Origin of the sequence: Umezawaea sp. NPDC059074 (assembly GCF_042738955.1) — a bacterium.
In the GTDB taxonomy this organism is placed as follows: domain Bacteria; phylum Actinomycetota; class Actinomycetes; order Mycobacteriales; family Pseudonocardiaceae; genus Umezawaea.
Map to the genome: position 1 here is coordinate 31725 of NZ_JBHYHC010000034.1, position 20588 is coordinate 52312.

At 69.5% G+C, this 20588-nt stretch carries 17 protein-coding genes; 6 read left to right on the forward strand and 11 right to left on the reverse strand.

Annotated elements, in window-relative coordinates; translation table 11 throughout:
• Positions 1 to 4: 4 nt before the first annotated feature.
• Positions 5 to 802: a phosphotransferase family protein gene (locus ACFWW9_RS17725; RefSeq protein ID WP_390378301.1), complete on the reverse strand. Its 798-nt coding sequence runs from the start codon at positions 800 to 802 to the stop codon at positions 5 to 7.
• On the reverse strand, positions 795 to 1244 hold the full coding sequence (locus tag ACFWW9_RS17730; RefSeq protein ID WP_390378304.1) for a MarR family winged helix-turn-helix transcriptional regulator: 450 nt from the start codon (positions 1242 to 1244) through the stop codon (positions 795 to 797). The genes ACFWW9_RS17725 and ACFWW9_RS17730 overlap by 8 nt, the downstream gene beginning before the upstream one ends.
• A gap of 126 nt (positions 1245 to 1370) precedes the next feature.
• Between ACFWW9_RS17730 and ACFWW9_RS17735 the strand changes: the two genes are divergently transcribed.
• Positions 1371 to 2090 carry an alpha/beta fold hydrolase gene (locus ACFWW9_RS17735; RefSeq protein ID WP_390378307.1) on the forward strand — a complete coding sequence of 240 codons (720 nt, stop codon included), beginning with the start codon at positions 1371 to 1373 and terminating at the stop codon, positions 2088 to 2090.
• Between the two features lie 43 nt (positions 2091 to 2133).
• Here ACFWW9_RS17735 and ACFWW9_RS17740 read toward each other — a convergent pair whose 3' ends face one another.
• Both ACFWW9_RS17740 and ACFWW9_RS17745 read right to left on the reverse strand, forming a co-directional pair.
• Positions 2134 to 2640 (reverse strand): DUF305 domain-containing protein, encoded by a 507-nt coding sequence (locus ACFWW9_RS17740; protein WP_390378310.1) that lies wholly within the window; start codon positions 2638 to 2640, stop codon positions 2134 to 2136.
• A gap of 50 nt (positions 2641 to 2690) precedes the next feature.
• A complete protein-coding gene (locus ACFWW9_RS17745; protein WP_390378313.1) occupies positions 2691 to 3017 on the reverse strand; it encodes a DUF6153 family protein in 327 nt (108 codons plus the stop codon).
• 192 nt (positions 3018 to 3209) lie between these two features.
• Here ACFWW9_RS17745 and ctaD point away from each other — a divergent pair, with 192 nt between their 5' ends.
• The 4 genes from ctaD (at position 3210) to ACFWW9_RS17765 (ending at position 8435) form a co-directional block, all read left to right on the forward strand.
• Positions 3210 to 4997, forward strand: coding sequence for a cytochrome c oxidase subunit I (gene ctaD, locus ACFWW9_RS17750; protein WP_390378316.1), 1788 nt, complete (start codon positions 3210 to 3212; stop codon positions 4995 to 4997).
• 81 nt (positions 4998 to 5078) lie between these two features.
• Positions 5079 to 6299: a phosphoserine phosphatase SerB gene (gene serB / locus ACFWW9_RS17755; RefSeq protein ID WP_390378319.1), complete on the forward strand. Its 1221-nt coding sequence runs from the start codon at positions 5079 to 5081 to the stop codon at positions 6297 to 6299.
• On the forward strand, positions 6296 to 7000 hold the full coding sequence (locus tag ACFWW9_RS17760) for a peptidyl-tRNA hydrolase (RefSeq protein WP_390378322.1): 705 nt from the start codon (positions 6296 to 6298) through the stop codon (positions 6998 to 7000). Before serB ends, ACFWW9_RS17760 begins: the two co-directional genes overlap by 4 nt.
• 28 nt (positions 7001 to 7028) lie before the next feature.
• Positions 7029 to 8435 (forward strand): phosphatidylserine/phosphatidylglycerophosphate/cardiolipin synthase family protein, encoded by a 1407-nt coding sequence (locus ACFWW9_RS17765; protein WP_390378324.1) that lies wholly within the window; start codon positions 7029 to 7031, stop codon positions 8433 to 8435.
• On the opposite strand, the gene ACFWW9_RS17770 is transcribed toward ACFWW9_RS17765, so the two are convergent.
• The 4 genes from ACFWW9_RS17770 to ACFWW9_RS17785 all read right to left on the reverse strand — a co-directional run bounded on the left by ACFWW9_RS17770 (position 8432) and on the right by ACFWW9_RS17785 (position 13193).
• Positions 8432 to 10462 carry an ATP-dependent DNA helicase gene (locus tag ACFWW9_RS17770; RefSeq protein WP_390378327.1) on the reverse strand — a complete coding sequence of 677 codons (2031 nt, stop codon included), beginning with the start codon at positions 10460 to 10462 and terminating at the stop codon, positions 8432 to 8434. The genes ACFWW9_RS17765 and ACFWW9_RS17770 overlap by 4 nt on opposite strands.
• A gap of 461 nt (positions 10463 to 10923) precedes the next feature.
• Positions 10924 to 11832, reverse strand: coding sequence for an NmrA/HSCARG family protein (locus ACFWW9_RS17775; protein WP_390378330.1), 909 nt, complete (start codon positions 11830 to 11832; stop codon positions 10924 to 10926).
• Between the two features lie 70 nt (positions 11833 to 11902).
• Entirely contained in the window at positions 11903 to 12607 is a 705-nt protein-coding gene (locus tag ACFWW9_RS17780) for a hypothetical protein (RefSeq protein WP_390378333.1), read from the reverse strand.
• Positions 12608 to 12617: 10 nt separating this feature from the next.
• On the reverse strand, positions 12618 to 13193 hold the full coding sequence (locus ACFWW9_RS17785) for a biotin transporter BioY (protein ID WP_390378336.1): 576 nt from the start codon (positions 13191 to 13193) through the stop codon (positions 12618 to 12620).
• A 237-nt stretch (positions 13194 to 13430) separates the two neighbouring features.
• Between ACFWW9_RS17785 and ACFWW9_RS17790 the strand changes: the two genes are divergently transcribed.
• A complete protein-coding gene (locus ACFWW9_RS17790; RefSeq protein ID WP_390378339.1) occupies positions 13431 to 15290 on the forward strand; it encodes a GTP-binding protein in 1860 nt (619 codons plus the stop codon).
• Here the strand turns inward: ACFWW9_RS17790 and ACFWW9_RS17795 are convergent.
• Genes ACFWW9_RS17795 through xrtP form a run of 3 tightly spaced genes read right to left on the reverse strand, consistent with a single transcriptional unit; the run spans position 15287 to position 20311 of the window.
• On the reverse strand, positions 15287 to 18406 hold the full coding sequence (locus tag ACFWW9_RS17795) for an NACHT domain-containing protein (protein ID WP_390378342.1): 3120 nt from the start codon (positions 18404 to 18406) through the stop codon (positions 15287 to 15289). The two genes, ACFWW9_RS17790 and ACFWW9_RS17795, sit on opposite strands and share 4 nt — an antisense overlap.
• A gap of 31 nt (positions 18407 to 18437) precedes the next feature.
• Entirely contained in the window at positions 18438 to 19784 is a 1347-nt protein-coding gene (locus ACFWW9_RS17800) for a glycosyltransferase family 2 protein (RefSeq protein WP_390378345.1), read from the reverse strand.
• Positions 19781 to 20311: an exosortase P gene (xrtP, locus tag ACFWW9_RS17805; RefSeq protein ID WP_390378348.1), complete on the reverse strand. Its 531-nt coding sequence runs from the start codon at positions 20309 to 20311 to the stop codon at positions 19781 to 19783. The genes ACFWW9_RS17800 and xrtP overlap by 4 nt, the downstream gene beginning before the upstream one ends.
• Between the last annotated feature and the right edge of the window lie 277 nt (positions 20312 to 20588).

Below are 20588 nucleotides of genomic sequence, written 5' to 3' on the forward strand. Positions count from 1 at the left end.
TCGGTCAGAGCAGGGCCGCGTCCGCGGCTTCCCGGTACCGGTCGAAGCGGCGTTCCAGCACCGTCAGCCACCCCGCCACGTGCAGCTTCCGCAGTCGCAGCCAGAAGGTCGGGTCGTTCACCAGCGGGTATTCGCGTGCCGCGGCTACTCCGTCCAAGCGGCTCGTCAGAGCGAGGCACGCCAGGTCCCACTCGACCGGGCCGCTCCAGGTGTCCTCGAAGTCGTTCCACACCGGGCCCCGTGGGGTCAGCAGCAGGTTGCCGGGGTGGGCGTCGCCGTGCAGCGGTTGGACGTCCAGGGCAGGCCAGGAAGCCACGAGTGCGTCCCGTTCGGTGGTGAACGCGGCCAACTCCGACGCCGGGCGGGTCCAGCGGTCGATGATCCGGTCGAGGTCGGTCAGCGGGAGGCGTTCCGGCAGGGGGCCGGGGTAAGAAAGCAGTTCGGCGTGGAGGTCGGCCAACCGGTGAGCGAAGTCGGTCGGGACCCACGTCGGGTCGTGGACCACGTGCTCGGCGAAGCTCACCACCACGCCGTCACGGGTGAACGGGCCCGCGGGGAGTTCGGGCGATGGTCCGACCACCGGCACGCCCCGACCCGCCAGGTGTTCCGTCACCGCCACGGCCCGGCGGAAGTGCTCGACCACGTCCGGGCGGGCCGCGGCGGTGGCCGTGGCGATTCGGGCCACGACCGGTGCGGGCCGGAGGTGGACGAGCAGGTTGCTCGCGTCACGGAGCACCACCGGGTTGGTCGAGCGGACGCCGAACGACGCCGCCAGCGCTACCGCTGCCCGCACCTCATCCACGGCTGGTGACGTTGGCGGTGAGGTGGCGCAGCGAGCCGCGCAGCCGGTCGACCTCCGCCTGCGGGAGGCCCATCGCCTCGCCGATCGCGGTGGTGATGCCGCTGCTCGCGGTGCGCATCGCCGAGCCTTCTGCCGTCAGGCCGATCTGGACCGAGCGCTCGTCGTCGGCGCGGCGCTGGCGGGTGATCAGGCCCGCCGCCTCCAGGCGCTTGAGCAGCGGCGTCAGGGTGCCGTAGTCGAGCTGGAGGGTGTCGCCCAGGTCCTTCACGGGCAGGGAGTCGCGTTCCCAGAGGGCCACCATCACCAGGTACTGCGGGTAGGTCAGGCCCAACTCCTGGAGCAGCGGCCGGTAGGCGGCGGTGACCGCCCTGGACGCCGCGTAGAGCGCGAAGCAGAGCAGGTCGTCCACGGCGGACGTGCGGTCTTCCGGTGTCGTGGTCATGGGGCACCCCTTCCAGGTCCTCCCATAATGCCACGTACGCCAGTAGTTGGAGCAAAAGTAACTTGCACACAAGTTAAACGTCCGCTAGGTTCGGTTCCAGCAGCACCGACCCGAAGGAGAGCGAAGATGAGCACCAACCCCACCGTCGTCCTGGTCCACGGCGCGTTCGCGGACGGCTCCAGCTGGGCTCCGGTCGTCGAGCGCCTCCGGGCGCAGGGGATCGAGTCGCTCGCCGTGAGCAACCCGCTCCGCGGCCTCACCTACGACGGCGACTACGTGGCGAGCGTCGTCAACCAGATCGACGGCCCCGTCGTCCTCGTCGGCCACTCCTACGGCGGCCCGGTCATCACGCACGCCGGCTCCAAGGCGGAGAACGTGAAGGGCCTCGTGTTCGTGGCCTCGTTCGGCGTCGACCAGGGCGTCAGCGCGCTCGGCTCCGTGGAGGGCTTCCCGGAGGTCGAGCTGGGCACCTCGCTCGTGCCGCACCAGTTCCCGACCGCCGAGGGCACGGACACCGAGTTCACGATCCGCCTCGACGCCTTCTCCAGCGTGTTCGGCGCGGACCTGCCCGCCGAGTTCAACGCCACGGCCGCCGTCAGCCAGCGCCCGGTGGCGCAGGGCGCGCTCGGCGAGCCGCTGGGCGTCGAGCCGGCGTGGAAGAAGCTGCCGTCGTGGTTCGCCGTCGCGACCGCCGACCACGCCATCGACCCGGACTCCCAGCGCGCCGCCGCGAAGCGCCTCGGCGCCACGACCATCGAGGTCGAGGGCGGGTCGCACTCCATCGCCGTGTCCCGGCCGGAGGAGGTCACCGCGCTGATCGTCGCCGCCGTGACCGCTGTCGCCTAAGAAGCGGAAAGGGGGCCCGCCGAGTCTGGCGGGCCCCCTTCGCTCAGCTCTTGGCCAGCAGAGCCGTCATCTTGTCGATCTCGGCCGTCTGAGCGGCGAACACGTGCGCCGCGAACTCCTTGACGTCACCGTCGGAGCCCGCCGCGAGCTGCTGGTTCGCCATCTCCAGGGCACCCTTGTGGTGCTCGATCATCCCGGTCAGCCAGGCGCGGTCGAAGTCCGCGCCCTTCAGACCGGTCAACGCGGCCGTGTCGACCATCCCGGCCATGTCGTGCCCGGCGTGGCCCGCCTCGACGGGCTCGCCCCACGCCTTGAGCCACCCGGTGAGGGTGTCGATCTCGGGCTGCTGGGCCTTCTCGATGTCCGCCGCCAAGGCCACGACCTCGGGGTTCGTGGTGCGGCCGTCGACCATCCCCGCCATCTCCACGGCCTGGGCGTGGTGCGGGATCATCTTCTGGGCGAACGCGACGTCGGCGGCGTTGGTCGAGCCGCAGGCGGTCAGGGTGAGGAGCGCGGCCGTGATGGCCGCGCCGAGGAACGCGGTGCGCATGGATCCGTCCTGTTCGGAGTAGGTGCTGAGGGGCTGGGAGCGGGTGGCTCCTATAGCCGCAGCACGCACAACCGGGACAGGTCCGGAGGCCGTCGCGGACACTCGCGGGACCAGGTGACGACCGGTGTCGGGGCGGCGGGCGTGCCCGTCGGGACACCGCCGCGGGCCAGGCGCAGCGCCAGCAGGCCCAGCGCCGTGACCACCAGTCCGACGCACAGGTGCAGGTCGCCGTCGTGCTCCTGGTGCTCCGGCGGCATCGGATCCACGGTGGACATCTCCACAGTGGAGGCCGCGTGGGCGGGCTCGGGGCTCACGAGCTGGTGCATGGACAGCACGCCGAAGAGCAGCGCGAGCACCACCAAGCCCCGTGTGAGCACGAGTGGACCTTACCCGCCGAGCAGGTGTGACCTGGGCTACGCGCGTGCCGGGTGGTCATCCCCCGACATGTCCCCGCCGATAGCGCGGTCTACGATCCGGTGAGCCACTGGGCGGTCCACGCCGTTCGATGGCGCCCGAACGACGTTGGTCCCACCAAGGCCACCATGTAGGTGAACAGTGCAGGAGGCACCGTGACGGCCGTAGCCCCGCAGCCGATCGCTACGCGTCCTTTCCCGGCGCGCGAAGCGGTCAAGGGTTCGTTCCTGCTGCGGATGTTCCGCACCACGGACCACAAGCAGATCGGCATTCTCTACCTCGTCACCTCGTTCGCCTTCTTCATGGTGGGCGGCGCGATGGCCATGCTGATCCGCACCGAGCTGGCTCAGCCTGGAATGCAGTTCTTGTCCAGCGAGCAGTACAACCAGCTGTTCACCATGCACGGCACGGTGATGCTGCTGCTCTACGCGACCCCGATCGTGTTCGGGTTCGCCAACTTCATCCTGCCGTTGCAGATCGGGTCGCCCGACGTGGCGTTCCCGCGGCTCAACGCCTTCTCGTACTGGCTGTACCTGTTCGGCGGCCTGATCGTGATGTCGGGCTTCGTGACGCCCGGCGGCGCCGCCGACTTCGGCTGGTTCGCGTACACCCCGCTGAGCAACGCCATCCACTCGCCCGGCGTCGGCGCCGACCTGTGGATCGCGGGCCTGGTCATCGGTGGTCTGGGCACGATCCTCGGCGCGGTGAACATGATCACCACGGTGGTCTGCCTGCGCGCGCCCGGCATGACGATGTTCCGCATGCCGATCTTCACCTGGAACATCCTGGTGACGAGCATCCTCGTGCTGCTGGCGTTCCCGATCCTGACCGCGGCCCTGCTGGGCCTGCTGGCCGACAGGCACCTCGGCGCGCACGTGTTCGACCCGGCCAACGGCGGCGTGATCCTCTGGCAGCACCTCTTCTGGTTCTTCGGCCACCCGGAGGTCTACATCGTCGCCTTGCCGTTCTTCGGCATCGTGTCGGAGATCTTCCCGGTGTTCAGCCGGAAGCCGGTGTTCGGCTACAACGGCCTCGTCTACGCGACGCTGGGCATCGCGGCGCTGTCCGTGGCCGTGTGGGCGCACCACATGTACGCCACCGGCGCGGTCCTGCTGCCGTTCTTCGCGTTCATGACGTTCCTCATCGCGGTCCCGACCGGCGTGAAGTTCTTCAACTGGATCGGCACGATGTGGAAGGGGCAGTTGACCTTCGAGACCCCGATGCTGTTCAGCATCGGCTTCATCGTGACGTTCCTCTTCGGTGGTCTGTCCGGCGTCCTGCTGGCCGCCCCGGCGATCGACTTCCACGTCTCGGACACGTACTTCGTCGTCGCGCACTTCCACTACGTGCTCTACGGCACCATCGTGTTCGCCACGTTCGCGGGCATCTACTTCTGGTTCCCGAAGATCACCGGCCGGATGCTCGACGAGCCGCTCGGCAAGCTGCACTTCTGGACCACGTTCCTCGGCTTCCACGCGACGTTCCTCGTCCAGCACTGGCTGGGCAACGAGGGCATGCCGCGCCGGTACGCCGACTACCTGGCCAGCGACGGCTTCACCACGCTGAACACGATCTCCACGATCGGCGCGTACATCCTCGGCGCCTCGACGCTCCCGTTCATCTGGAACGTCTTCAAGAGCTACCGGTACGGCGAGGTCGTGACCGTGGACGACCCGTGGGGCTTCGGCAACTCGCTGGAGTGGGCGACCTCCTGCCCGCCGCCGCGGCACAACTTCACCGAGCTGCCCCGGATCCGCTCCGAGCGCCCGGCGTTCGAGCTGCACTACCCGCACATGATCGAGCGCATCCACAACGAGGCGCACGTGACGTTCACCGGCAAGACCATCCCGCACGACAAGGCCACCCCGGCTCTGTCCGAGATGGCGACGAACGTCGTGGAATCCGGTACGGCGGCGGGCGCTGCCGAGCCCGACCACAAGTAACCTGAACGCAGGTTCACCGTCGAGCCCCGACAGCCAATCCGGCTGTCGGGGCTCTTCGCATTCCGGAGGAGTTCAGTGACCATGGCCAAGGCCACGCCAGTGCTGATCACGGTGACGGGACCGGACAAACCGGGGGTGTCCTCGGTGCTGTTCGCGGTGTTGACGCGCCACGGCGTCGACGTGCTCGACGTGGAGCAGGTCGTCATCCGCGGTCGGCTGGTGCTCGGGGTGCTCGTCGAGGCCGACCACGACCCCGAGGGCCTCCAGGAGGCCGTCGAGCAGGCCATGGCGACGGTGTCCATGCAGGTGGAGATCGAGCTGGGCGCGGACTCGCGGCGGACCGCGCGGCTGGAGTCCAGCCACGTGCTGATCGTGCTGGGCCGCCCGGTGACCGCGCGGGCGTTCACCGAGGTCGCGCGCAGGCTGGCGTCGCTCGGCGTGAACATCGACGCGATCCGCGGCGTGGCGGACTACCCGGTGACGGGTCTCGAGCTGCGCGTCTCGGTCGCCGAGGACACCGAGGAGAGCGACGCCCAGCTGAGGTCCGCGCTCGCCGACGTGTCGGTGCGGGTGGGCTTGGACGTGGCCGTGGAGCGCGCGGGTCTGGCCCGGCGGGCGAAGCGGCTGGTCGTGTTCGACGTCGACTCCACGCTCATCCAGGGCGAGGTGATCGAGATGCTGGCCGCGCACGTCGGGTGCGAGGACAAGGTCCGCGACATCACCGAGGCCGCCATGCGCGGCGAGCTGGACTTCACCGAGTCGCTGCGCCGCCGCGTGGCCCTGCTGGAGGGGCTGCGGGAGGAGGTGCTGGACGAGGTCGGCGCGAACCTGGAGCTGACGCCCGGCGCGCGCACGACGGTCCGCACGCTCAAGCGCCTCGGCTTCCGCTGCGGCGTGGTGTCCGGCGGGTTCACCAGGGTCATCAAGGGCCTGGTCGAGGACCTGGACCTGGACTTCTGCGCGGCGAACGAGCTGGAGATCGTGGACGGGAAGCTGACCGGCCGGGTCGTCGGCGAGGTGGTCGACCGGGCGGGCAAGGCCGTGGCGCTGCGCCGGTTCGCCGAGGAGGTCGACGTGCCGCTCGCGCAGTGCGTGGCGGTCGGCGACGGCGCGAACGACATCGACATGCTCGGCACGGCGGGCCTCGGGGTGGCGTTCAACGCCAAGCCCGCGCTGCGCGAGGTCGCCGACACGGCGCTGTCGCACCCGTTCCTGGACGCCGTGCTGTTCGTGCTGGGCGTGACCAGGGGCGAGGTGGAGGCCGCCGACGCGGCCGACGGCCTGGAACTGGTCCGGCCGTGAACGAGGTGCTGGACCTGCTGGTCGGCCGCAGCTACTCGACCGACGAGGAAGACCCCGCGCTGGTGCGCGCGATGCCCGTGGTGCTGCGCATCGAACGGGCCGAGCCGCCGAGTCGGACGGCGATCCTGGAGGCCGCCGCGGCGGCGGCCATCGCGGTCTGCCTCGACCCGAGGGCCGAGCCCGAGGGGGAGTGGCACGACGAGGTCGTGACGTGGATCCACGGCCGGATCCGCAAGGTGTCGCGGCGGGCCCGTGGCGCGCACTGGGAGGCCGTGCAGGCGTTGCCCGGCGTGACGATCTCGGTGGACGGCGCTGAGGCCCGTGCGCTCGTGCCGGGGCTGGTCGTGGCGGCGCCGAAGGAGTTGACGCGGTTGCAGATCTCCGGCAGCGAACTGCCGAACGACGAGCCGGGGCCGGTGCCCGCGGACACGCCGGTGCTGTGGCTGAACCCGAAGGTGCCGATGACGGCGGGCAAGGCCGCGGCGCAGGTCGGCCACGGCACGATGCTGCTCGCGCCGACGCTGTCCGAGGAGCGACTGAAGTCCTGGGCCGCCAACGACTTCCGGACCGCCGTGCGCACGCCGTCGGTGGAGAAGTGGCAGGCGCTGCTGGACGCGGGCGCGGTGGCGGTGCGGGACGCCGGGTTCACCGAGGTCGAGCCGGGCACGACGACGGTCGTCGCGGAGTGGCCGGGGGTTTGACCGGTCCGGATCGGGGTAAAGACGAGGTGTGGGCCTCTTCGACACGCTCGACGACCGCTTGGGTGACCGGCTGGAGAGCGTGCTGAGCGCTCACCACGACCGGCGGCTGACGAAGCTCGGCTGGGGCGAGGTGCTCGGATCGGGCGCGACGGGGTGGTTCTCGCCTCGCGCCCCCGTCCGGCACGGCAACCGCATCCGGGTGCTCCTGGACGGCTCGGAGGCCCTCCCGGTCATCGCCAAGGCGATCGAGGGGGCCAAGTCCCACGTCCACATCGCGAGCTGGCACGCGAGCCCGCACTTCAAGCTGAGCCGGGAGCCGGGCGAGCCGACGTTCAGCGAACTCCTCACGACCGTGGCGGACCGGGTGCCGGTCCGGCTGCTGCTGTGGGCGGGTCCGCCGGTGCCGATGTTCGAGCCGACCCGCAAACGCGTGCTGGGCAACCAGAAGGCGTTCACCGAGAACAGCGCGGTGCAGTGCGTGCTGGACTCCCGTGAACGGTCGATGCACTGCCACCACGAGAAGATCGTGATCATCGACGACGAGATCGCGTTCGTCGGCGGCATCGACTTCACCGACCTGGAGGGCGACCGGCACGACAGCCACGAGCACCCGGCGGAGCGGCCGATCGGCTGGCACGACCACAGCTCGCGGCTGGAGGGCCCGGTCGTGGCGGACGTGGCCGAGCACTTCCGCAGCCGGTGGACCGAGGTGGCCGGGCAGTCGCTGCCGGAACCCGTGGTGCGGGAGCCGGTCGGGACGTCGTCGGTGCAGGTGGTGCGGACGGTGCCGGAGCGGAACTACGACTTCGCCCCGCGCGGCGAGTTCAGCATCCTCGACGCGTACCTGCGGGCGCTGCGCAGCGCGGAACGCCTGGTGTACCTGGAGAACCAGTTCTTCTGGTCGCCGGAGGTCGCCGAGGTCCTGATCGACAAGCTGAAGAACCCGCCGAACGACGACTTCCGCGTGGTGCTGGTGCTGCCGCGCAAACCGAGCAACGGCTCGGACACCACCAGGGGCCAGCTGGGGCGGTTGCTCGACGCCGACGACGGCGGCCGACGGCTGGTCGCGTCCACGATCCACACGCACGACGGCGACCGCACCACGCAGGTGTACGTGCACGCCAAGCTGGGGATCGTCGACGACCGCTGGCTCACCGTGGGGTCGGCGAACCTCAACGAGCACTCGCTGTTCAACGACACCGAGGTCAACGTCGTGACCGACGACCCGGCGGTGGCGCGGGAGACGCGGCTGCGGCTGTGGTCGGAGCACCTGCAACTGCCGGTGCGGGAGATCGACGGGAACCCGGCCGAGGTGGTCGACCGGATCTGGCGGCCCGCCATGGACGGGCCGGGGCGGTTGACCGAGCTGCCCAGCGTGTCCCGCCGGGCGGCTCGGTTGCAGGGACCGTTGCGCGGCCTGCTGGTCGACGGTTAGGCGTCCGCCGCCGCGTCGAGCCGCTTGAGGGCCGCCCGGACGACCTCGGGGTCGTAGGTGGTCCAGTACGGGGGCAGGGACGCCCGGAGGAAGCCGCCGTAGCGGGCGGTCGCGAGCCTCGGGTCGAGGATGGCGACGACGCCCTTGTCGTTCATCGAGCGGAGCAGACGGCCCGCGCCCTGCGCGAGCAACAGGGCGGCGTGCGTCGCCGCGACCGTGAGGAAGCCGTTGCCGCCGCGTTCGGAGACGGCCTTCTGGCGGGCGGAGGCCAGCGGGTCGTCGGGGCGGGGGAACGGGATCCGGTCCATGATCACGAGTTGCAGCGACGGGCCGGGGACGTCCACGCCTTGCCACAGCGAGAGCGTGCCGAAGAGGCAGCTGCGCGGGTCGTCGGAGAACTTCTTCACCAGCTGGCCGGTGGCGTCGTCGCCCTGGCAGAAGATCGGGTACTCCACCTTGTCCCGCAACGCTTCCGCGGCGTTCTTCGCGGCGCGCATGGACGAGAACAGGCCCAGGGTGCGGCCGCCCGCCGCGTTGACGAGGCCCTCGATCTCGTCCAGGTAGGACGGTGGCAGGCCGTCGCGGCCCGGAGGCGGCAGATGCCTTGCCACGTACAAGATTCCGCTGCTGCCGTGCTGGAACGGTGAGCCGACGTCCAGACCCGTCCAGCGGATGGGGGCCGAGTCAGACGGGGGTTCCTTGTCGGTGGCCGTGCCCTCGGCCTTGCGGTTCTGCGACGACGCGGGAAGGCCCCACTGGCGGGCCAGGGTGTCGAACGTGCCGCCCAGGGTGAGGGTCGCCGACGTCAGCACGGTGGTGCGCTTGCCGAACAGCTTCTCGCGCAGGAGACCGCCGACGCCGAGGGGAGCCACCCGGAGGGTCGGCGCGCGGCCCCGGTCGGCGAAGTCGCCGGACACCCAGACGACGTCGCGCTCCTCGTCGAACGCGTCCAGGATGCGCACCGCGCCGTCGTGCACCTCTTCGAGGAGGGACAGGGCGAGCTTGCGGTTGGTGCTGCCCTCGACGTCCTCCTTGCGCTCCGGGCCCAGCGAGGAGATGCACGCGTGCGAGGCGTCGCGGATCGCCGCGAGGGTACCCGCGAGAGGGCGCGGCAGGGCGTCCATGCGGCCGACGGGGAGGTCTTCGAGGAGCATCGCGAGACCGTCGCTGGCCTCGGCCATGCGGTCGGCGACGTCCTGGTCGATCAGCCTGCCGCACCGCCGGGCGGCGGCGGCGATGGCGGCCGCGCTCAACTCCTCGGTCGCCACGGAGGTCACCCGGTCCACCAGGTCGTGGGCCTCGTCGATCACGACGACGTCGTGCTCGGGGAGGACCTGGAAGCCCTCGATGGCGTCGATCGCGAGCATCGCGTGGTTGGTGACGACGACGTCGGCCTTGCCCGCCTCCGCGCGGGCCCGTTCGGCGAAGCAGTCGACACCGATGGGGCACTTGGCGACACCCAGGCACTCGCGGGCCGTGACGGAGACCTGCTTCCAGGCCTGCTCGGTGACGCCGGGGACGAGTTCGTCGCGGTCGCCGGTCTCGGTTTCCGACGACCACTCGTGGAGGCGCTTGACCTCGCGGCCTAGGCGGGAGACGGCGAACGGGTCGAAGAGAGCACCGTCGTCGGGTTCCTCGGGGGCGCCGGAGTGCAGGCGGTGCATGCACAGGTAGTTGCGGCGGCCCTTGAGGATCGCGAAGTTCGGTTCGCGGCCGAGTTCCTGCTTGAGGGCCTTGGCGAGGCGGGGGAGGTCGCGGTCCACGAGCTGGCGCTGGAGGGCGATGGTGGCCGTGGAGATGACGACGGTCGCTTCCTCGGCCACGGCGTGGCGGAGGGAAGGGACCAGGTAGGCCAACGACTTCCCGGTGCCGGTGCCCGCCTGGACGGCGAGGTGCTCGCCGGTGCGGATCGAGTGGTCGACAGCCTCGGCCATCTCCACCTGACCCGAGCGCTCGGCTCCGCCCACCGAAGTGACGGCGGTGGCTAGGAGAGTGCGGGTGTCGGGGATGGCGGTCTTGGCGGGCACACCGGAGAAGGTACCCGGAGGGACCGACGGTTTTGTGGGAGTGGTCGGGTTGGGGGGTGGGCCGCTGGTTGGTGGTTGCCTGGCCTGCCCGCATGCCGTCGCTGCCCGTTTGCCGTCGTCTAGCCATGGGTTGCCTGTCGCGGCCGTTGCCCGCTCTGTTGGCCGCTGATTGCAGCCATCGCCCGTCGGTACCGCTGGTCACTGCTGGCTGGCTGCCTGTGCTGGCGTGGTTGGGTCAGCGGCTGCCGGTGTCAGCGTGGTCTTTCAGCGGCTGCGATTTCCAGCGTGCTGTGGCCGATTTGACATGGGGATCCCTCATTTCGGCCTTGGTCGGGCTCAAAAGGCGGTCCATAAAGAGTCCCGCCCGACAACCAGTTTAAGGCCGAAATCCCCATGTCAAATCGGCCACGTTCCGTGGCGTGCGGCTGCTGGTTCCAGCGTGGTCGCCGGTCTTGCTCGGTTTAGGTGGTGAGGTGTTGTTTTGCCCAGGTGGCGAAGGTGGTGATGGGGATGCCCAGGTCTGTTGCGTAGTGCGGGCGGCCTGGTTGGCCTGCGACGTTCAGGCGGTCCAGTGCGGTGCCCATGGGGGGCATGCCGGCTGCTAGGGCCTCTTCTGTGGTCATGTTGGGGGCTGTTAGTGGGATGTTCAGGGTGGTGGAGAGTGTTTTGGCGATTTCTGTCATGGAGAGGTAGTCGCCTGCTAGCTCTAGTTCTAGCTGGTGGAATTTTTCTGGGTTGGTGATTGCTGCTGTTGCTGCTGTGCCGATGTCGTGTACGGCGATTAGGGACAGTCGTGTTTCTGGCTTGAGGACGGTGATCAGGCCGGCCTTGATTCCTTTGGGGAAGAGGTATTTTGTGGTGGGGAGGAAGTTTTCCATGAACATGCCTGGCTTGAGCAGGGTCCAGCGGGGGAAGTTGGCTTTGCGCAGGTGGTCTTGGATCTTCGTCTTCGCGGTCATGGAGGGTTCTGCTGTGGGCCAGCGGCCTTCGGACCAGCCTGGGGTTTCGGTGTGTTGGCCCGCGCCCGTGACCGAGGTGTGGACGAACTGGGGTACGCCCGCTGCTTTCGCGGCCTCGATGAGGTTGATTCCTTGGGTTACCTCGCCTTCGAAGTCGAAGTCCTTGCCGGTGAAGGCGGGCATCTGGACGGAGAAGACCGCGCGGGCTCCTTGGGCTGCTTTGGTCACCGAGTCGCGGTCGTTGAGGTTGCCGGTGACCAGTTCCGCGCCTTGGGCCTCCACTGCTTTGGCGCGGGTGGTGGTGGGGTCGCGGACCAGGGCGCGGACGGGGATGCCTGCTGCCAAGAGGGCTCTGGCGGTTGCGCCGCCCTGTTGGCCGGTGGCTCCGGTGACCAGTACTGGTGCGGGCATGGTGCTCCTCGGGAAACTAAGTGGCGGGGGTCGCCGTTTGTTTCCCGGACGATACGGCGGGGTCCGCCACTTAGCAAGTGAGGATGCGTTTGCCCAGCTCCACGGCTGCGGTGGCGTGGTCGGAGGTGAGTGGGGAGCCGGTGCGGCGGGCTTCCGCGATGTCGTGCAGGGGGCGTGCCAGGTCTGGCCAGTGGGTGGCTGCGTGGGCCAAGGCCTGGCTCTTGCCGACGATGTCGCCGGTGCGGATCGTGTGCCAGAGGCGGGCTGGGCCCGTGCCTACCCAGAGGATGGCTTCCGTGGGTGCGGTGGGGGCGGCGCTCAGCTGGTCGATCAGGGGCTGCCAGTACGTGACCAGGTTGGTGCGGCAGTAGTCCGCTACTTCTTCCCTGGTCACGGGGGTGTGTGGGCGTGGGCCGCGCACGGTGAGGGAGTAGCGGTTCAGCTGGTCCCACAGGACCGGGGTGATGTAGGCCGGGTCCGTGGTGTTCAGGGTGCCGTCCCTGCCCCACGGGCGGGGCAGGTCCGTGGCGGGGCGGGTCAGGTCGTCCTGCTGGAGGTAGACGGCGTCGACGTCCGGCTCGGTGTGGGCAGCCGCCAGTGCGGTCAGGTCGGCCGGGGTTGGGGTGCGGGAGAGGACGCCTACCAGGTCGAGGTCCGAGACGCCGGGGACGTGGTCGTCCAGCAGGGGGCTGCCGGTCACGTGGAGTGCGGTCAGGAGACCTGGGGCGTGGGTGTCGATGCGGGTGGCGTGGGCCAGGGCTCGTCGGGTGATCACCCGACGAGTACTACCGGATCCGGCGCACCAGTGCCCACGTCGCAGGCAGGAGGCCTGCGGCCAGGGCGACCTTGAGGGCGTCGCCCAGGAGGAACGGGAAGACGCCTGCCTGGAGGGCCTTGGACAGGCTGAGGTTGGCCGCTGCCATCAGCCACGGGACGCCGAAGGCGTAGATGGTGAGGCTGCCGAGGGCCATCGTGCCGACGGTGCGCAACGGGGTGCGGTCGCCGCCGCGGCCCGCGAGGGTGCCGACCAGCGCGCCCGCGAAGACGAAGCCGACGACGTAGCCGAGTGACGCCGGGGCGCCGGACGCGCCGCCCTGGAACCACGGCACGCCCGCCACGCCCGCGATCAAGTAGAGGAGCATCGACGTCGCGCCGCGCTGCCAGCCGAACGACGCGCCGACCAGCAGGGCCGCGAAGGTCTGGCCGGTGATCGGCACGGGGCTGCCGGGGACCGGGAACGCGATCTGGGCCGCCAGGCCGGTGAACACCGCGCCGCCGATGACGAGGGCGACGTCCTTGGCGATCGAGCCGGGCACGAAGTCGGCCAGCACCGCACGGCGGGGGATGGCGAGCACGGACACGGTGACCTCCTGGGATCGCGGCAACTCCAGGCAGGCTAACCGGGGCGTGGTGGATCCTGACCTTGTCCAGGTCGACAAGTTGCGAACCTCACGTCCCGTCGAGGCTGGTAAATCGCTTGCCCCCGGTTGCTACCTTCGAATTTTGGCCGCCGATTCGAGGAAGTGACGGCATGTCCCGAAAGACCTGTGTTGCGCCGGTTCCGCACCCGAAGACCGAACACAGGGGACACGCACGCCATGAAGACCGTGAACATCGGGATCCTCGCCCATGTTGACGCCGGGAAGACCAGCCTGACCGAACGGCTGCTGCACGCCACGGGCGTCATCGACCACGTGGGCAGCGTCGACCGCGGCGACACCCAGACCGACACGAACGACCTCGAGCGCAAGCGCGGCATCACCATCCGCTCGGCGGTGGTGACCTTCACCGTCGGCGACGTCAAGGTCAACCTCATCGACACCCCCGGCCACCCGGACTTCATCTCCGAGGTGGAACGGGCCCTCGCCGTGCTCGACGGCGTCGTCCTCGTCGTCTCGGCGGTCGAGGGCGTCCAGGCCCACACCAGGCTGCTCATGCGCACGCTGGTGCGCCTCGGCCTGCCCGTGCTCCTGTTCGTGAACAAGGTCGACCGGCGTGGCGCCCGCTACCCGGACCTCCGCCCGTTGACCTCGGCGCTCGTGCCGATGAACACCGTGTCGGACCTCGGCACGCCCTCGGCGAGCCCGGTGCCGCGCGGCTTCGCCGCCGACCTGGCCGAGCACGACGACACCTTCCTCGCGCGGTACCTGGACACCGCGTTGACGTACGCGGACTGCCAGGCGGAACTGGCACGGCAGTCGTTCCGGGGCCGACTGCACCCGGTGTTCCACGGTTCCGCCGTGACGGGCGCGGGCGTGGCGGAGCTGGTAGACGGCATCACCCGCTACTTCCCGGCGGCCACCGCGGGCACCGGACTGCGCGCGACCGTGTTCAAGATCGACCGCGACGGCACCGCGTACGTGCGGATGCACTCCGGGTCGTTGAAGGCCCGCAGCACCGTCGACTACCACCGGGGCGCTTCGGTCTTCACCGGTCGCACGACCTCCGTTTCGGTGTTCCAGCACGGCACCCGCACGCGGGAGGGTGTCGCTCGTGCCGGTGACATCGCCAAGGTGCGGGGGTTGCGCGGGATTCGCATCGGTGACCAGGTGGGGGTTCCGCGGACTCTTGGCGACCGGCAGCTGTTCGCGCCACCGACGTTGGAGACCGTGGTCCGCTCGTCGTCGCCGGGCCTGTACGAGGCGCTGGTGCGGCTGTCCGAACAGGACCCGTTCATCAACGTGCGGCGCGGGGCGGACATCGTCGTGTCGCTGTACGGGGAGGTGCAGAAGGAGGTCATCCGCGACACCCTCCTCGTGGAGGACGGCATCGACGTCGACTTCGCGCCGACCAGCGTCGTGTGCGTCGAGCACGTGGTGGGAGCGGGCAAGGCCCTGCACGAAATGGGGCCGGGCAACGCTTTCGTCGCCACGATCGGGTTGCGGGTGGAGCGTTCTCCTGGCCGTTCCTACCGCCTCGAAGTCGAACTCGGCTCGCTGCCGCTGGCGTTCCACAAGGCGATCGAGGAGACGGTGATGTCCTTCCTGGACCAGGGCTTGCACGGCTGGGCGGTCCACGACGTCCGCGTGACCCTGTTCCAGGTCGCGTACTCCAGCCCGGTGTCGGTGGCCGCGGACTTCCGCAACCTGACGCCGTTGGTGCTGATGGAAGCGTTGAAACGCGCCGGGACCACGGTGATGGAGCCGGTCGCGCACTTCGACGTCGAGGTGCCCGAGGACACCGCCGGGCCGGTGCTGGCGGCGCTGTCGGCGTGGGGAGGGGTGCCGGACACGGTGGCGTTCCAGGACGTCACGTGCCTGATCGACGGCACCATTCCGGTGCGAACGGTGCGCGAGTTCACCCAGGCGTTGCCGGGGGTGAGTCACGGGGACGGCGTGCTGGTGAGCCGGTTCGACAACTACCGGGAGGTGGTGGGCGTGCCGCCGGAGAGGGCACGGACGGACGGGAACCCGTTGGACAGCAAGGAATACCTGCTGCACGTGGTCCGACGGGTCTAGGGCCAGGTGACGTCGTCGAACCAGCCCTGTTCCTGGGCGGCGTAGCGGGCGCGTTTGACGAGGTCGGGGCGGGTGGCGGCGAGGGCGTGCAGGTCGGCTTCGAGCAGTTCGGTACGCACGTCGAGCCGCTCGTCGCCCTGCTCGTGCAGACGAAGGGCGGCATCGATGGCAGCGATGTTGAGGCCTTCGCTGGGCAGGTCGACCGTGGCCATGAGGGCCAAGAGTTCATCGTCGTTGCCGCCTCGGCCCAAGCGGTCGAAGAAGAGGTCGGTCATGTCGAAGGAGGGGAAGGACCGCACCATCACGGGCAGCACCCGATCAAGGTCGATCGCGGATCGCAGCAGCGTGACCACCAGCCCCGACAGGTCGGGGATGTGCCTCATGGACCGCAACGCCTCCCACATCTGGTCGTGGGCCGTGTTTTCGTAGGCGCCTCGGAGCAGCAGGTGCAGAATCACGCGCGCGGCGGTCGTGCTGACCCCGTCGAGTCTGACGATCACCTGCCAAAGGGGGTTGTCGAACGGTTCGAGGGAGTCGGTGTCGAGGTTGAGCTGGAAGTCGCACAGGAAGTTCGACTCGCGGTGCCGCTTGAACGGGAAGACGTCGGGCGCGCTGAACGGGAGCATGTGCCAGGACAGGTCGGGTTCGGGGTCCGTGCGGCCGAGTCTGCCGACACGCAGCACGAGGTCCCGGTCGGCGCCCTGCCCGACCCTGGTCACCTCGATGGTGTCGATCAGGCCCACCCAGGCGGGCTGGGGGAGTTGCGACCTCCAGAACAGGGCCTGACTCGCCCAGTCGCCGATCCCCACCAGACGACTGGCCGCCAGTTCGCCGTGCACGACCACCGCGAGGACCATGATGTTCACGCTGTACATCGCGTAGCGGGTCGGCGTGCTCAACGGAGCGGGCTCGTAGTCCGATTTGGGCCGGTGCCGGTGAGCCTCGTGGAACACGCGGACGAGCAACGGGGAAAGCTCGTCACGCAGCGACGGATCGGCCGCGGCCATCTCCTCCAGGAACCGCACCACCGGCTGCCGAGCCGTCAACGGGGCGAACGACAGGAGACTGTGCAACTCGTTGTCGTCCAGCGCGCGGGTGCGGGCCAACCGGGAGGTCGACCGCTCCGCGTGGAGCAGGTCCCGCAGTGTGCGCCAGGTCAGCCTGGCCACCAGGTACTCGCTGAAGGTGGCGTGCAGGAACTCGTAGGTGCGCAACGTCTTCTCGTCCCGCACCGCCTCCGCCCGCTGGACGAAGAAGAACCTGCCGAGCACGGCTTCGCCCGCGCCCAGCGGTTCGCGCACCCCGTCGCGCTGCGGTTCGGCGCCCAGGAGCGAGGTGAGGTCGCGGTCCAGTTCGTGTTCCCTGATCCACTGGACGCCGCGGTTGAACATCGCCAGCGCCACGATCGACAACCGTTCGAGTTCCTCCTCGACCTCCTCGGCGAGGTTCCCGTCCGACCGCTCCTCCCGGTCCTTCGTGATCTCGCGGCGAGCGAACCGGATGAGGAGTCGTTCGTACAGTTCGGCCTTGCCGATCGTGCCCGTGTTGCGCTGCAACGCGTTGCCGTCGGCGTCGTACAGGGCGAGCATCAGGAGGAGCAGGGGCTGCTCGGCAAGGGACGCGTGCTCCAGCACGACGTCCACGGGGAGAGGGGACAGGCCTGCCGAGAAGTAGCGGGCGTTGGTGGTGTTCCACGCCCGCAGCCACCGCTCCGCCTGGTCCCCGTCGAACGGCGACAGCCGCAGGATCGTCGTTTCCTCGGGGATCACGGCCCGGTCCGCCACGCCGATCCGGCTGGTCACGATGATCGCGACCGGTCTGCCCATGTCGGCGTTCTCGCGCTGGAACCGCTCGACCTTCTTCAGGTACCGGGTCTGGCTCACCCCGGTGGCCTGGAGCAGTTCGTCGAACCCGTCGAGGAACACGACCGGCAGCGCGCCGTCGGCCGACCTGGCGAACTCGGCCCAGCCGACCTTCTCGTGCAGCGCGGCGTGGAGGCCGTGCTCGATCTGCTGGAGGAGGTCCGCCTCGGTGGGGGCGGTGCGGAGTTCGATCCGCAGGGGCGTGAAATCCGTTGCGGGCAGGCGGGCCGCCAGCACCTTGGTCAGTGCCGACTTCCCCGATCCGGGGTCGCCGAGGACGAGCAGGGGGGACTGCGTCGCGCCAGGGGATGTCAGGTGGCCGATGAAGAAGTCGTGGATGTCGGTGCGGACGTCGAAGACCTGCCAGGAGAGCACCTGAGCCGGGAACGCAGGTCTACCGACCTGGAACCTCGGGTCGATGTAGCAGTCGCGGAACAGCGGGATGCCCAGCCCGTCCGGCACCTGGTCGGGCTCGATGATCCGGTGGTCCAGCACCGACCGGTAGCGCGCCGCGAGTTCCGTCCGCCGCAGGGCCGACGGCCCGCCCACGGTCATCGTCGTGAGAAGGCGTTCGACCTCCTCCAACGCGGTCCTGACGACCGAACGGGTCGCCTGGTGGTCCTGCCGCGAGGACCAGAACGCGAACTCCGGGCAGTCGACCGCGAGTCTGCGGATGTTCTCCTCGTACCGGCGGAGGGCGGCGTCGGGGAGGCCGTCGAGCAGGTTCCGCTGTCGGTCGTCCATGGAGTCCCACACGGCGAGCCCGGTCAGGAACGACCGCGTTCCCGTGGTCAAGACCGAGTAGTAGGTCGCGAGCACCTGGAGGTTGTCCTCGTACGGGAGTTCGGGGGTCACCAACGGCACCGAGGTGTCGGCGAGGCCCACCAAGTCGATCGGCACCTTCGGGAGCACCCCGTCCGGCCGAAGGGCCAGGTCCTTCGTGACCGCTGGAACGCCCGACTCGTCGAAGGCCTCGAAGAACGACGCCAGCACGACCATGGTGTGTGCGGCGTGCAGGCGTTGGGTGCGGCTGTAGCGGGAGAGGCCGGTGTGCTTTTCCGAGAGCTTCACCGCGTACTCGTGGGAGAGCCTGATGAAGTCCGCTTTGGCGTCGAACCAGCCCAGCAGGCCGAACACGTCCAGCACCGAACCCGCCAGGAGGGCTCCGCCGAGCACCTTGTCGAGCGCCTTGACGAGTTTGTGCTCCGAAGCGCCCATGAGCTTGACCGCGTCGGCGTAGCTGAACGTGCTCATGCCCTGCAAGTCGACGGGCGGACCGTGACCGTTAGCGGGCGGGGGCTTCGGTGTTGCGGCGGGTTTTCGTCCACGTGTTGTCGCCGCGGAGCAGGCGGATCAGGGCGCGCCATGACGTGATGTAGAAGGTGTAGATGTACAGGGCGTAGCCGAAGCCGTAGGCGATGGAGCGGGGGAGGGAGACCGCCGGTTCGCAGCGGGCTCGGTAGACGGGGCCCCAGATGAGGAACGGGAGCAGGCCGAAGGCTCCGTAGACGGTGAAGAGGATCCAGGCGCCCTCGGTGAACCAGGTCCACACCTCGGTCGGGTTCACCGCCGCGCGGTGGGCCAAGAGGATCAGGGGGATGGGGTAGACGAGGGTGCCCAGTAGTTGCATCCACGGTTGGGCCAGGTAGTAGAGCATTTCGGCCGCGCCCAACGTGGAGAGGTGGTCGGAGGCCCAGATGTGGCGCAGGTAGCGCATGCACTGCATGGTGCCCTGGCCCCAACGGGTTCGTTGGGCCAGGAAGCGGCGGAGGCTGTAGAGGCCCTCCTGGTGGACGTGGGTGTCCCTGCTGAAGCCGGTGCGCCAGCCCGCGGTGAGGAGGTGGACGCCCAGTTCGAAGTCTTCGAGGAGGGAGCCGCGCCACGGTTGGGCTGTGGGGCCCGCGATGGAGTCCAACGCCGACAGCCTGGTGAACTGGCCGTTGCCGCCCATGGAGATGGTGCCGGTCACGCCCCTGGACATCTGGATCGCGGCGATGGCGGTGCGGAACTCCAGGTCCTGCATGCGGACGAGGGCAGCGCCGAACGTCTTGCGCCAGCGGGTGACACCGGGCTGGCGTACGCCGGTGTTGAGCATGCGGACGTCCACCTGGACCGCCCCCATCGTGGGGGTGCCGAAGAGGTGGTCGGCGGCGCAGACCTCGAGGCAGTTGGCAGCCGGCCTGCCGTCGGCGTCGACAACGACGGCGATGGCGCGGTCCGGGTCGGAGTGCCTGCCCATCCACAGCTTGAGCGTGCGGTAGGCGTCGTTGAGGGCGTCGCCCTTGCCGGTCCTGGCGTGCGGGAGGGCGCGCCGGACCAGGTGGACGTGGTTGTCGCCGCCGTCCAGCCACGCCTGGACGGCGGCCGCGGTGCCGTCGTCGGAGTCGTCGTCGACCACCCACACGTGCGCGATCGGAAAGGTCATCCGCAGGTAGGCGATGGTGTCGCCGATGACGGCCTCCTCGTCGCGGCACGGGACGAGGAAGTGCCACTCGAACGCGGTCGACGAGCCGACCGGGGCCGGTCGGTGGCGCAGGTACGGGACGACGATCAGCAGCACGTACGTCAGGAACGCCACGGACATGGTCAGCGCCAACGCCTGGGTGAAGCCCAGGAGCACGTCCAGGCTCATCGGCGGGTGGCCAGCCGGACGAACAGGACGAGCGCGGCCGCGCCGCCGAACACGCTGACCATCGAGCCCAGGAGGGTGTGGCCCCAGTAGTAGCCGGCGTCCGTGCCCAGCCACTCCACCAGTCCGACGAGGCTGAGGACGCGGAGCTGGTTGACGACGACCACCGCCACCGACGCGGCCGCCAGCGCGAGGAGCACTCGGCGGGTGATGCGGGGACGCAGCGCGACCATCACGGCCCCGATGACCAGCAGCGGCAGCACCAGGAACGCGGACGTGCACTCCGGGGTCATGCGCAGGCCGAGCGGGGTGTCCGAGCCGAGGCCGAAGTACACGGTCTGGCGGTCCGGCACCACGGCGACGCCGTCGGAGCCGACGACGCCGATCAGGAAGCCGGACAGGGTGATCTCGGCGTTGCGGTAGGCCTGGTTGGCGAGGACCAAGGCGGTGGCGGCGCCGAGGAGGGCGATCACGACCACCCGGCTCGGCAGGGCGGAGCGACGGACCGGCGGGGAACTGACGAGCGCCACCCCTGGTTCCTTTCAGCCATTGGAGAGTGCCCAGAAGAGCTACTGAATGGCCATCGGCCTGCCTGAAGGCGCTCAGCACCCCCGGATCGGGTGACCGAATCCCGCTGAGTCGGGCGACAAATCGACTTTGAGTGGTCCCGATTGGGCGAAGTGGGTGTAGGTCGTCACTCCTTACGGTCAGCAACCCTTAATCCGTCGGGGTGTCCGCCGATGGTGAGTTGTCCGGCCACACGACTTGTGGAGGGCGCTGCCCCGGTCGCGATTCGACTCGGGACCA

What these genes read in the sequence shown, in the direction of transcription:
- ACFWW9_RS17800 (WP_390378345.1), bottom strand. Translation starts at nt 19,784, where the DNA reads ATGAGCCTGGACGTGCTCCTGGGCTTCACCCAGGCGTTGGCGCTGACC.
- serB (WP_390378319.1), top strand. Translation starts at nt 5,079, where the DNA reads ATGGCCAAGGCCACGCCAGTGCTGATCACGGTGACGGGACCGGACAAA.
- ACFWW9_RS17730 (WP_390378304.1), bottom strand. Translation starts at nt 1,244, where the DNA reads ATGACCACGACACCGGAAGACCGCACGTCCGCCGTGGACGACCTGCTC.
- ACFWW9_RS17775 (WP_390378330.1), bottom strand. Translation starts at nt 11,832, where the DNA reads ATGCCCGCACCAGTACTGGTCACCGGAGCCACCGGCCAACAGGGCGGC.
- ACFWW9_RS17740 (WP_390378310.1), bottom strand. Translation starts at nt 2,640, where the DNA reads ATGCGCACCGCGTTCCTCGGCGCGGCCATCACGGCCGCGCTCCTCACC.
- ACFWW9_RS17790 (WP_390378339.1), top strand. Translation starts at nt 13,431, where the DNA reads ATGAAGACCGTGAACATCGGGATCCTCGCCCATGTTGACGCCGGGAAG.
- ACFWW9_RS17795 (WP_390378342.1), bottom strand. Translation starts at nt 18,406, where the DNA reads ATGAGCACGTTCAGCTACGCCGACGCGGTCAAGCTCATGGGCGCTTCG.
- ACFWW9_RS17735 (WP_390378307.1), top strand. Translation starts at nt 1,371, where the DNA reads ATGAGCACCAACCCCACCGTCGTCCTGGTCCACGGCGCGTTCGCGGAC.